The 11,890-nt window shown below is 70.2% G+C and carries 11 protein-coding genes; 3 read left to right on the top strand and 8 right to left on the bottom strand.

Annotated features, from left to right (window positions below):
* Positions 1-115: 115 nt before the first annotated feature.
* Positions 116-1,507: an LVIVD repeat-containing protein gene (locus ACGFIM_RS22615; RefSeq protein WP_393203220.1), complete on the bottom strand. Its 1,392-nt coding sequence runs from the start codon at positions 1,505-1,507 to the stop codon at positions 116-118.
* Between the two features lie 420 nt (positions 1,508-1,927).
* On the opposite strand from ACGFIM_RS22615, the gene ACGFIM_RS22610 reads away from it, so the two are divergent.
* Positions 1,928-2,560 carry a DUF305 domain-containing protein gene (locus ACGFIM_RS22610; protein ID WP_393203218.1) on the top strand — a complete coding sequence of 211 codons (633 nt, stop codon included), beginning with the start codon at positions 1,928-1,930 and terminating at the stop codon, positions 2,558-2,560.
* Between the two features lie 413 nt (positions 2,561-2,973).
* Here ACGFIM_RS22610 and ACGFIM_RS22605 read toward each other — a convergent pair whose 3' ends face one another.
* On the bottom strand, positions 2,974-4,209 hold the full coding sequence (locus tag ACGFIM_RS22605) for an adenosylhomocysteinase (RefSeq protein ID WP_393203216.1): 1,236 nt from the start codon (positions 4,207-4,209) through the stop codon (positions 2,974-2,976).
* 149 nt (positions 4,210-4,358) lie between these two features.
* On the bottom strand, positions 4,359-5,786 hold the full coding sequence (gene ahcY / locus ACGFIM_RS22600; RefSeq protein WP_393203214.1) for an adenosylhomocysteinase: 1,428 nt from the start codon (positions 5,784-5,786) through the stop codon (positions 4,359-4,361).
* 103 nt (positions 5,787-5,889) lie between these two features.
* Between ahcY and ACGFIM_RS22595 the strand changes: the two genes are divergently transcribed.
* Positions 5,890-6,240 (top strand): MerR family DNA-binding transcriptional regulator, encoded by a 351-nt coding sequence (locus tag ACGFIM_RS22595; protein ID WP_393203212.1) that lies wholly within the window; start codon positions 5,890-5,892, stop codon positions 6,238-6,240.
* A 410-nt stretch (positions 6,241-6,650) separates the two neighbouring features.
* On the opposite strand, the gene ACGFIM_RS22590 is transcribed toward ACGFIM_RS22595, so the two are convergent.
* Genes ACGFIM_RS22590 through ACGFIM_RS22570 form a run of 5 tightly spaced genes read right to left on the bottom strand, consistent with a single transcriptional unit; the run spans position 6,651 to position 10,673 of the window.
* Positions 6,651-7,586, bottom strand: a complete 936-nt coding sequence (locus tag ACGFIM_RS22590; RefSeq protein WP_393203210.1) for a cation diffusion facilitator family transporter — start codon at positions 7,584-7,586, stop codon at positions 6,651-6,653.
* 48 nt (positions 7,587-7,634) lie between these two features.
* The gene (locus ACGFIM_RS22585; protein WP_393203208.1) at positions 7,635-8,741 is read right to left on the bottom strand and encodes an SIS domain-containing protein; all 1,107 of its coding nucleotides are present in this window, start codon (positions 8,739-8,741) and stop codon (positions 7,635-7,637) included.
* Positions 8,738-8,905 (bottom strand): Trm112 family protein, encoded by a 168-nt coding sequence (locus ACGFIM_RS22580; protein ID WP_364060155.1) that lies wholly within the window; start codon positions 8,903-8,905, stop codon positions 8,738-8,740. The genes ACGFIM_RS22585 and ACGFIM_RS22580 overlap by 4 nt, the downstream gene beginning before the upstream one ends.
* Positions 8,902-10,260 (bottom strand): phosphomannomutase/phosphoglucomutase, encoded by a 1,359-nt coding sequence (locus ACGFIM_RS22575; protein WP_393203206.1) that lies wholly within the window; start codon positions 10,258-10,260, stop codon positions 8,902-8,904. Before ACGFIM_RS22575 ends, ACGFIM_RS22580 begins: the two co-directional genes overlap by 4 nt.
* Positions 10,261-10,304: 44 nt before the next feature.
* Positions 10,305-10,673 (bottom strand): DUF3499 domain-containing protein, encoded by a 369-nt coding sequence (locus tag ACGFIM_RS22570; protein WP_393203204.1) that lies wholly within the window; start codon positions 10,671-10,673, stop codon positions 10,305-10,307.
* A 367-nt stretch (positions 10,674-11,040) separates the two neighbouring features.
* Between ACGFIM_RS22570 and ACGFIM_RS22565 the strand changes: the two genes are divergently transcribed.
* Positions 11,041-11,400 (top strand): metallopeptidase family protein, encoded by a 360-nt coding sequence (locus ACGFIM_RS22565; protein ID WP_364060146.1) that lies wholly within the window; start codon positions 11,041-11,043, stop codon positions 11,398-11,400.
* Positions 11,401-11,890: the final 490 nt, after the last annotated feature.

The raw sequence follows: 11,890 nt of genomic DNA, 5'->3' as shown, positions 1-11,890 counted from the left end.
AGAGCCCGTTCATCAGGGCCCGTTCATCAAGGCCCGACCATCAGGGCCCGACCATCAGGGCCCGACCATCAGGATCGTCAGGGCAGGGTTTCAGGCCGGGGGCGGTTCAGTCCCGTCACCAGCCGTGACCCGGCCCGCCGCCCCGGTACGACTCCTGCGTCTGCACGTTCAACCGGTTGGTGTGGACGTGCTTGGCGCTGTCGGTGAGGCGGTCGTCGATCTTGACGATGTCGAGTCCCTCGTGGAAGTCGGCACCGTAGATGTAACCGTTGTAGTAGTAGGCGGACCAGATGCCGCCGCCGTTGCCGTCCGAGCGCGGCCCGCGCTCGAAGTAGCCGATCTCCCTGGGCCGCGTGGAGTCGGTGAAGTCCCAGATCGACAGGCCGCCCATGTACCACGCCTGGACCATGATGTCGCGGCCCTTGACGGGGATGAGCGAGCCGTTGTGCGCGACGCAGTTCTCGCTGTCGTCCTGGTAGCGGGAGATCTTGAAGTAGCTCTTGAACACGAGCTTGCCGTGGACGATCTCGTAGATGGCGTCCGCGCCGCGGTTCGGCCCGGTGGCCTCGTTGCAGGTGGCCGCACCGCCGCCGCCCAGCTCGTCGGTGAAGACGACCTTCTTGGCGTCGTTGCTGAACGTGGCCGAGTGCCAGAACGCGAAGTTCGGGTCGGTGACCCTGGCGATGACCTTCGGGTTGAGCCGGTCCTTGATGTCGAACAGCACACCGTCACCCATGCAGGCGCCGGCCGCGATGTCCTTCTCGGCGTAGGCGGTGATGTCGTGGCAACCGCTGGTGGGCAGCAGCAGGCCGGGCTGCGTCTCGTTGCCGCCGTCGGGGAAGACGACGGGCGTGGCGGCGACCTCGGCGGCGGCCGGGTTGCGCAGCGGCACCTTGATGATCGAGATCTTGTCGTGCGGCGGCGGGCAGTCGGGGAAGTTGTCCGCCGGCTGGTACGACGAGACGTAGATGTAGACGTTCTTGTTCTTGTCGGGGCCCTTGCCCGGCACCAGGGTCAGCGTGTGCGAACCGCAGTTCGTCTCGACGGCCTTGATGTACTTAGGGTTGGTCTTGTCGGAGATGTCGAAGATGCGGACGCCCTCCCACGACTCCTTGATCGTCGCGCTCTGCGACTCGCTGTTGCAGGAGTCGTCGCTGCGCGAGGAGTCGACGGCGGCGAACAGCAGGTTGCCGTAGACGCTGACGTCCATCTGGGAGCCGGGGCAGACGACGGAGCTGACGACCTTCGCCTTCTCCGGCTTTCTGATGTCGTAGATGGAGAAACCGCCGTAGTTGCCGACATAGGCGTAGCCGTCCTGGAACGCGATGTCGGTGTTGATGGTGTCGGCGATCGGATCCGGCTTCGGGATGTTGAGGACGTGGGTCACGTTGGGGCTGTGCACCACGGTGTCGGCGGGCGGGATGTCCGCCGACGCAGCGGGCATGCCCGCCAGCGCTAAGACCGTGGCCGCCGCCGCCACCACGATGGAACGGCGCGATAGGGACACTCGGGAGCCTCCTTGACAGGGTTTCTTGCCGGGTCGCTGGAAAGAACGGGAAGTCGGCGGGGGCCTCGCCGGATGCCCCGCCGCGTATCCGGGGTCAAAAGCCGTGGTCGTGCCCCCGCTCGGCGTGAAACGTGGCCACCTGAGCGTTCAGCCGGTCCATCGTGACGCGGTCGGCCCCCGGAGCCGGGACGCGCGCCGCCCGGGCCTGCGCGGCCGGCGCGGTGCGGAGGACGAGGGCTCTGCGGAGGGGGGACACGAAGGAACCTCCATAAAGGGAGCATAAATCTACGCAATCCTCGCCTTTCTTCGCGTCCCTGACCAGCGTCCAAGATGTCAAATCTTATTGCGCTTCGTCCTCTTCTCAATTCCCGACTTTTCCCCTATAGTTCGCAATCTAAACTAAGTCAGTCAGGAGGGTGAGTGCGCGTCGCGCTCGTCATCGTGGGCCTGATCGTCGCCCTCACCGGGTGCACATCCGGCTCCCCGCCGCAGGCCCCCAGAGCCGACTCGACGGCGCCCGTCATCGCCCCGGGACGCCCCGGAGAGCAGGCCAGGACGCTCTCGCCGGACGAGGCCGCCACCGCCGTGCCGTCCGCCACCCCCAACGCGGCGGACGTGACGTACGTCCAGAACATGATCGTCCACCACCGCCAGGCCGTGGACATGGCCCTGCTCGCGCCGGGCCGCGCAGCGTCGGACCAGGTCAAGGCGCTCGCCGACCGCATCAAGGCCACGCAGGAGCCCGAGATCCAGTTCATGAGCAGGTGGCTGCGGGAGCAGGACCAGAAGGTGCCCGACCATCACGCGGCCCACGAGGGCATGCCGGGGATGGCGACACCCGAGCAGCTGGAGGCGCTGAAGGCGGCCAAGGGCGAGGACTTCGACCGGATGTTCCTGCAGCTCATGATCAACCACCACCTCGGCGCGATCCAGATGTCGAAGCAGGTCCTGACCGACGGCTCGCACATCAGGATCGAGGAGCTGGCCGGTGACGTCAGCGTCACGCAGGCCGCGGAGATCCGCCGTATGCAGCAGATACAGGCGAAGCTGTAGCGCCGCGGGCTGCGGCCCTGAGGCGCCGGCACTCGGCGCGCGCGGGCCAGGGTCCTGAGACCCTGGGCGCACACGGCCGCTCGGGCCAGGGTCTTGAGAGCTCGGTCGCATGGCCACGCCGCCCGGGGCCCTGAGAACCCGGACACACCGCCATGCGGGCCGACGTCCTGAGAACCCGGACACACCGCCATGCGGGCCGACGTCCTGAGAACCCGGACACACCGCCGAGCGGGCCGACGTCCTGAGAACCCGGACACACCGCCGAGCGGGCCGACGTCCTGAGCCCCCGGACACACCGCCGAGCGGGCCGACGTCCTGAGCCCCCGGACACACCGCCATGCGGGCCGGGGTTCTGAGAACCCGGGCGCGGGGCCGCGCGGGCCGGGTGGGGCTGGAGGCGCTGTCGCGGGGCGTCAGGAGCCGACGCGCCAGCTGTGGAGGTAGTCCTCCTGATCGGGCGTGAGGCGGTCGATGCCGATGCCGGCGGCGGCCAGCTTGAGCCTGGCCACCTCGTGGTCGATCTCTTCGGGCACGTCGTACACGCCGGGCGGGAGCGCGGCCCGCTCGCCCGCCAGCCAGGCCACCGCGAGCGCCTGCGCGGAGAACGACATGTCCATGACGGCCGCGGGATGCCCCTCGGCGGCGGTCAGGTTGACCAGGCGGCCCTCGGCGAGCAGCAGCAGGCGCCGCCCGTCGGGCATGAGGTATTCGTCGGTGTTGGGCCGTACGCCGCGGCGCACGTCGATGGCCAGCTCGTCCAGCGCCCGCACGTCGATCTCGACGTCGAAGTGACCCGCGTTGGCCAGGATCGCGCCGTCCTTCATCGCCGACAGGTGCTCGGCCCTGATGACGTCGCGGTTGCCGGTCACGGTGATGAACAGGTCGCCCACGGGCGCCGCCTGCGCCATCGGGCGTACCTCGTAGCCCTGGAGGGTCGCGTCGAGCGCCTTCACCGCGTCGATCTCGGTGACGATCACCCGCGCGCCGAGCCCCTTGGCCCGCTCGGCGACGCCCCGCCCGCAGTATCCGAACCCGGCCACCACCACCGTGCGCCCCGCCAGCATCGTGTTGGTGGCCCGCATGATGCCGTCGAACGTGGACTGCCCGGTGCCGTACCGGTTGTCGAACATCCGCTTGGTGCGGGTGTCGTTCACGGCCACCACGGGGAAGCGCAGCGCGTCCTCGGCCGCCATCTGGCGCAGCCTGATGATCCCCGTCGTGGTCTCCTCGCAGCCGCCGCTCACCCCGTCGAGCAGGTCGCGCCGCTCGGTGTGCAGGGTGTTGACGAGGTCGCAGCCGTCGTCGAGTACGAGGTCGGGCGCGATGTCGAGGGCCTCGTGGATGTGCCGGTAGTAGGTCGCGCGGTCCACGCCGGCCTTGGCGTAGACGCCGATCCCGTACGAGAGCAGCGCCTCGGCCACATCGTCCTGCGTGGACAGCGGGTTGGAGGCGGCCAGCGCGATCTCCGCGCCGCCCGCCTTGAGCGCGCCGAGCAGCACGGCCGTCTCGGCGGTGACGTGGAGGCAGGCGGCGATCTTCAGCCCGTCGAGCGGCCGTTCGCGCGCGAACCGCTCGCCGATCGCGGTCAGCACCGGCATCGACCGAGCGGCCCAGGAGATCTGCCGCTCGCCGCTTTCACTGAGATCCATCGCCAGCCTTGACGTCGCCGCGTGCGGGGCGGCTTCGGCCCCGCCGTACAGAAGCCGTACAGAACAGGAGACCCCGGATGCGCCGGGGAGCTTATGGGTGAGCTCCGGAAGGCGCGCAAGGCCTCCCGGAGCTCAGCGAGCGGCAGTGCTCAGTAGCGGTAGTGGTCCGGCTTGTACGGGCCCTCGACGTGGACGCCGATGTAGGCGGCCTGCTCCTTGGTCAGCGTGGTGAGCTTGACGCCGAGCGCGTCGAGGTGCAGCCTGGCCACCTTCTCGTCGAGGTGCTTGGGCAGCGTGTAGACGCCGACCGGGTAGTTCTCGGTCTTGGTGAACAGCTCGATCTGCGCGATCACCTGGTTGGTGAACGAGTTGGACATCACGAAGCTGGGGTGGCCGGTGGCGCAGCCCAGGTTCATCAGGCGGCCCTCGGCGAGCACGATGATCGAGTGGCCGTCGGGGAAGACCCACTCGTCGACCTGCGGCTTGATGTTGCGCTTCTCGACGCCGGGCCACTTGGCCAGGCCGGCCATGTCGATCTCGTTGTCGAAGTGGCCGATGTTGGAGACGATCGCCTGGTGCTTCATCCGCGACATGTGCTCGGCGGTGATGATGTTGAAGTTGCCGGTCGCGGTGACGAAGATGTCGGCGATGTCGACGACCTCGTCGAGCGTGGTCACCTGGAAGCCGTCCATGGCGGCCTGAAGCGCGCAGATCGGGTCGATCTCGGTGACGATGACGCGGGCGCCCTGGCCGCGCAGCGCGTCGGCGCAGCCCTTGCCGACGTCGCCGTAGCCGCAGACCACGGCCACCTTGCCGCCGATGAGCACGTCGGTGGCGCGGTTGAGGCCGTCGATGACGGAGTGGCGGCAGCCGTACTTGTTGTCGAACTTCGACTTGGTGACCGAGTCGTTGACGTTGATGGCCGGGAAGAGGAGCTGGCCGTTCTTGTGCATCTCGTAGAGACGGTGCACACCGGTCGTGGTCTCCTCGGTGACGCCCTTGATGCTCTGGGCGATCTTCGTCCACTTCTTCTCGGGCCCGACCGTACGGGTGAGCAGGTCGATGATGACGTGCCACTCCTCCGGGTCGTCGGCGGTCGCCGGGGGAACGGCGCCGGCCTTTTCGTACTCGGCGCCCTTGTGGACCAGCAGCGTGGCGTCACCGCCGTCGTCGAGGATCATGTTGGGCGCGCCGCCGTCGGGCCAGGTGAGCGCCTGCTCGGTGCACCACCAGTACTCCTGCAGCGTCTCGCCCTTCCACGCGAACACCGGCACGCCCTTCGGGTCGTCAGGGGTGCCGTCGGGGCCCACGACCACCGCGGCGGCGGCGTGGTCCTGCGTGGAGAAGATGTTGCAGCTCACCCAGCGCACCTCGGCGCCGAGGGCCACCAGGGTCTCGATGAGGACGGCGGTCTGGACCGTCATGTGCAGCGAGCCCATGATCCTCGCGCCGCGAAGGGGCTGGGAGGCCGCGTACTCCTTACGTACCGCCATCAGACCGGGCATCTCGTGCTCGGCGAGCCGGATCTCCTTCCGGCCGAACTCGGCAAGTGAAAGGTCGGCGACCTTGAAGTCCATCGGATGTCCCCTCGCGTCACGGATGGTTGTCGCCGACGAGTTTAGGCGTCGCCACCGCACCGGCGCACCTCACGGGCGTCGAATCTGACGTAAGAATGTAAGAATGCGCATCACGGAAGCGGCCAAGCGGCTCGGCATGTCACCGCGAATGCTCCGATACCGGGAAGCACTCGGCCTGCTGCCGCCCGTCAGGGAGCAGGGGGCGCACCGGCGGTTCGGCCCCGACGAGCTGGCCGCCGTGGCCCAGGGGGTGGAGCTGGAGAAGCGGTTCGACGTCTCGCCGGCCGAGCTCGCGTTCGCGCTGCGGGTGCTGAGCGAGCCGGCGGTGGCGGCGGCCGTACGCGACCTCGGAGTGCGCATCGGGCGCATCCCGGCGCCGCGCCGGGCCCTCGACTTCGAGAAGGAGAAGGCCCTGCGCCTCCTCCGCCCCACCCAGCCCCGCCAGGAAGCCTGACGCCCCCTCCCCCTGCCGGCCCTGCCAGGAAGGCTGAGGCCTCCTCCTCCCCCTGCCGGCCCTGCTGCCGAGGCTGACGTGTCTTCCACTCCCCCAGCCCCGCCAGGGAGGCTGACGCCCCCTCCCCGCCGGGGTGGCTGATCGGCGCGAAAGGCGGCTCCGCCCCGGCCCGCCGGGGACGGCGGACCGGCCCGGCAGGACGGTGCCGCACAAGACGGTGACGCCCCTGCGAGGGGCGTCACCGCCGCTGTTCTGAGTGTTCCGCCGGACCGGAGCGGCGGGCCAGGAGCCGGAGCCGTGGGCCGGAGCCGTGTGCCCGAGCCGCGGGCCGTGTGCCCGAGCCGTGGGCCCGAGCCGCGGGCCGTGGGCCGGGAGCCGCGGGACGGTTCGCCGTAACGCGGAGCCGCGGGTCAGCCGGCCGAGGCGCTGGTGCTGCGGCTGCGGTCGAGGTCGGGCTCCAGGTAGATGACCCGGGCGATCGGCACCTTCTCGCGGATGCGCCGCTCGGCCTCGTCGATGCCGCGCGCCACTTCGGCCGCCGTGTCGTTGTGCTCGACCGCGATCTTCGCGGCCACCAGCAGCTCCTCGGGGCCGAGGTGCAGGGTCCGCATGTGGATGATCCGCTCCACCTCGGGCGCGCTCTCCAGCGCCGCCCGGATCTGCTCCTCCATCTCGGGGGACGCGCCCTCGCCGACGAGCAGCGACTTGGTCTCGATGGCCAGCACGATCGCGATGACGGCGAGCAGGATGCCGATCATCAGGGTGCCGACGCCGTCCCAGACGCCGTTGCCGGTCAGCACGGCCATCGTCACGCCGAACAGCGCGAAGACCAGGCCGAGCAGCGCGCCCAGGTCCTCCAGCAGGATGACGGGCAGCTCGGGCGACTTGGAACGCCGGATGAAGGCGAACCACGACTGGTCGCCGCGCAGCGGGCGCGATTCCTTGACCGCGGTCCGGAAGGAGAGCCCCTCGGCGATGATCGCGAAAATCAGCACCGCGAACGCCCAGATCGGCGACTCCACCTCGTGCGGATCGGCGATCTTGTGAACGCCCTCGTAAATCGAAAAGGCCGCGCCGATCGTGAACAGCACGACGGCCACCACGAACGCGTAGAAATAGCGCTCGCGGCCGTATCCGAAGGGATGCTCGCGCGTGCTCGCCCTGGCCGCCCGTTTGCCGCCGATCAGCAGCAGCACCTGGTTGCCCGAGTCGGCGACCGAGTGGATGCCCTCGGCGAGCATCGATGAGGAGCCGGTGAAGGCCGCGGCCACGAACTTGGACACGGCGATCGCCAGGTTCGCGGACAAGGCCGCGATGATTGCTTTCGTTCCGCCGCTCGCGCTCACCGATCTTCTCCACTCATAAGATCACTTCAAACTCGTCGAAAGAGGATCCTATGGGGAAATTCTCGCAATGACCTCGGCAATCGCCGACTCGGCGGCCGGATCCACGCCGTATCCCAAGGCCAGATAGGTGCTCGCGTAATCGCCGAGCGCCATGAGAGAGGCGATGCGCTCCAGCGGATGGACGCCCTCGGCGGCCAGCTCGGTCACCGGCACGTCGCGCTCGGCCGCCAGCCGCAGCGCCGCCTCCCGCCGCCGCGTCACCTGCGGGTGCTCCTCCGTGTCGCGCAGGACGACGAGCCGCAGCGTACGGCCGGAGGTGTCGGCGAAGATGTCGCGCTCGGCCAGCGGCCCGTCGAACGCCGCCACCTGGTGGTGTCCCGCCTCCGGCAGCGTGCCGTGCAGCGCGGGGTATTTGGCGCTCGCGGCGAGCTGGCAGGCCAGCCGGTACGCCGCCACCGCCGACACCTGCGACGTCCCCCAGATCATCGGCACGGTCTCGGCCAGGTCGAGCGCCAGCGACTTGCCCGGGTTGATGAACGACTCGCTCGACGGCCGGCAGCGGTGCGCGATGTCCTCCAGCAGCCGCGCCACCCGCTCGAACAGATCGGCGTCCGCCTGCACCAGCCGCAGCGCGGCGGCCGCCACGATCGGCGGGACGCTCAGCAGCCACAGGCCGGCCCGCGCGGGACCGGTGACCGGCACCGGCACGAAGACGCCCGACGCCTGCACCGCCATCGCCTCCAGCGGGGAGCCCGCCGGGCCGACGGCGAGCAGCGAGCAGCCCCGGCGCACGGCCTGCGCGGCCAGGGCCAGCGTCTCCTCGGTGTCGCCGGAGCCGGAGACGGCGATGACCAGGTCGGTGGCCCCCACCCAGCCGGGGAGCTGGTAGGAGCGCACGGTCACGATCGGCAGCGGGGCGCCGTTGCCCACGACGGCCGCCAGGATGTCGCCCGCCAGACCGGCGACGCCCATGCCCACCACCACGATGGCCCGCGGGCGCCCGTCGGCGGCCAGCCTCTCCACGCCGGCCTCGACCGCGCAGCGGTGGCCGGTGCGTATGTGGGCCGCCGACGCGGCCACCGCCGGAAGCATGGCGCCCGGGTCGGCCTCGGTGAGGTGTCCCTGGTCGTCGAGCCGCTCCGGCTCCCAGGTCACGGCTTCCTGGCCTCGTCGACGAGCAGAACCGGGATGTCGTCTCGGACGGGGTAGATCAGGCCGCAGCCGGTGCAGGCCAGCTCATCGGCCTCCTGCTCGGCCCGCAGCGGAGCCTTGCACGCCGGGCAGGCCAGGATCTCCAGCAGCCAGTCGTCGATCTTCACTCTGACACCTTTCCCACGATGGCGAGGACCTCGTCCCTGATCGCCGTCATTGTGCTCTCGTCGGCCGCCTCGGCGTTCAGCCTGAGCAGCGGCTCGGTGTTGGAGGGACGCAGATTGAACCACCAGCCGGATCCGGTGACGGTCAGCCCGTCGATCTCGTCGAACTCGCCCCGGCCCGCGAACGCCGCGCGCACCCGCCGCAGCGCCTCCGCCTGGTCGGACACCGTGCTGTTGACCTCGCCCGACGCGTGGTAGCGGGAGTAGGCGCCGGCCACCTCGGACAGCGCCCGCTCCTGCTCGCCCAGCGCCGCCAGCACGTGCATGGCCGCCAGCATGCCGGAGTCGGCGAACCAGAAGTCCCTGAAGTAGTAGTGGGCGGAGTGCTCGCCGCCGAACACGGCCCCGGTGCGGGCCATCTCCGCCTTGATGAACGAGTGGCCGACCCTGGTGCGCACCGGCACACCGCCGTGCTCGGCGACGATCTCCGGCACGCCCTTCGACGTGATGAGGTTGTGGATGATCGTCGCGCCCGGGTGCTTGGCCAGCTCGCGTACGGCCACCAGAGCCGTGATCGCCGACGGCGAGACCGACTCACCGCGCTCGTCGATCACCCAGCACCGGTCGGCGTCGCCGTCGAAGGCGAGCCCGATGTCGGCGCCGGTCTCGACCACGGCGCGCTGCAGATCGACGAGGTTCTGCGGCTCGAGCGGGTTGGCCTCGTGGTTGGGGAAGGTGCCGTCGAGCTCGAAGTAGAGCGGCACCAGGTCGATCGGCAGCCCCTCGAAGACCGCGGGCACCGTGTGGCCGCCCATGCCGTTGCCCGCGTCGACGACCACCTTCAGCGGGCGGATGCCGCTCAGGTCGACGAGCGTGCGCAGGTGGTGCGCGTAGCCGGAGAGCAGGTCCTTCTCGATCACCGAACCGGCCGGCGTCCCCGCCGGGGCCTGCTCGCGCAGCAGCTCGGCCGCCCTGTCGCGGATGCGCGTCAGGCCGGTGTCGCCGCCGATCGGCACCGCGCCGGCGCGGCACATCTTCATGCCGTTGTAGCGGGCCGGGTTGTGGCTGGCGGTGAACATCACGCCGGGCAGGCCAAGGCTGCCGCTGGCGTAGTAGAGCAGGTCGGTGGAGCCCAGGCCGGCGTGCACGACGTCGGCCCGGCGCGCGCGGGCGCCGCGGATGAACGCCTCGGCGAGCACGGGCGACGACTCGCGCATGTCGTGCGCGACCACGATCGACTCGGCGCCGGTGACCTCGACGAAGGCCGCCCCTATGGCTTCGGCGGCCGGCTCGTCAAGCTCGTCGGGCACCACCCCGCGAACGTCGTACGCTTTGAAGATCTTGGCGAGGTCGCCCACTCTTCAGCTCCGCCCTAGGTCGGTTTCCGCCTTACAGAAGGAGCCTACCGGTCACGGTGCTGCTGGGCCGATCTCAGAACGCGCAGGTGCCCGCGGCGGCCGACCTCGACGCCCTGGCCGACCGGCTCACCGCTGCCGGACGACGACGGGCGCGCGGCCTCCCTGACCGCGTTGGCCAGCGCTTCGAGATCGTCGGAACTGGGCGAGGCGCCGTCGGTGGGCAACCGCACCACCTCCCAGCCGCGAGGGGCGGTCAGTCGCTCGGCGTGTTCGGCGCACAGGTCATAACAGTGTGGCTCCGCGTACGTCGCCAGGGGGCCGAGAACAGCGGTCGAGTCGGCGTATACGTACGTGAGCGTGAAGACGGCAGGCTGACTGCAAGCGGTGCGGGAACAGCGGCGGACGGGGCTCACGGAGGGACCGTATCTGGTAAGAGTGCGAGGCGCCACTACCTGAGCGCTCTTAACGAGCGTGTCGCCACAATTCGGACACCTGTCGCAGCGTTTCCACCCACATGCCCCGAGACCTCCGTCCCTTGGACCGCGCTTCCATTCCCGCCTTTCCCCGCGAGGTCACGCGCTCAATCCTACCGTTCCGATCTTCGTGGAAGATCACATTTCTGCCACTTCGCGCCCCACCTTTCGGACATCCGGTGACCGCTTCCGGGCAACCACGTGACGTCGCCGTACACTGACACTCGTGACTCACAAGCGCGGTCCCAGACGGCGCGATCGCCACGGCCGCGGGCTCCGCGGCCCGCTCGCCCCCTCCCACATTCCCATGGCCAAATCCCGCAGCGAGCGCTTCGACGACCTCGTGCTCGACGCCGTCGACCGGCTGCGGCCCCGGTGGGAGCGGCAGCTGTCGGCGGTGGAGTTCGCGGTGGAGGAGGTGCCCCCGCTGAGCGAGCTCGGCGACGGGCCCGGGCTCGACTCCGACCCCGTGCCCTTCGGCCGTGCCGACGCGGCCACCGGCCACTCGCCCGCGTCCATCGTGGTCTACCGGCGGCCCCTGGAGGCCCGGGCGCGCGACCGCGACACGCTGGGCGCGATGGTCCACGACACCGTCGTCGAGCAGGTCGCCTCACTCCTCGGCCTCGCCCCGGAAACCGTCGACCCGGGCTACGACGACCGCCGCTGACCCCGGCGCCGTCTCTTGGGCACACCTCGCCTCGGGGACACCCGTAGAACCGGCCGCCCCTGACCGCCGAGACCACCACCGGCTCCACCGAAGCGAGCGGCCTCGAAGAGAGCACCCCCACGGCCATCGAGACACGAGCGACGGGGCGCGGCGGTGGGTGCGGGCGGGATGACCCGCTCGGAACACCCCCCGTACGGGCGCCCCAGGACACGGCGGTGAGCGCGGGGACGGTTTCGCGGAATCGGGGGGCGGGGGTTCGTCACGGTGTGCGATGCTGAGTGCATGTTCCGTCACTTGCGCAGGCGAGTCAGGCGCAGCGAACATCGCTTCTCCTACAAGCCAGGCTCTCGCCGCTGGTGGCGTCCGCCCCCTTGAGTGACCTGCTCGGGGTGCTCGCAGTCCACACTGGTGGCGGCCGTCTCCGAAACCGCACGGCCACGAACGGCCCACCGCGCCGTCGGGGTGGGCGGTGTCTCCGGTCGCCGATATG

Origin of the sequence: Nonomuraea sp. NPDC049309 (assembly GCF_043196965.1) — a bacterium.
GTDB classification, from domain to species: domain Bacteria; phylum Actinomycetota; class Actinomycetes; order Streptosporangiales; family Streptosporangiaceae; genus Nonomuraea; species Nonomuraea fastidiosa.
This window is presented reverse-complemented; position numbering and strand designations above follow the sequence as displayed.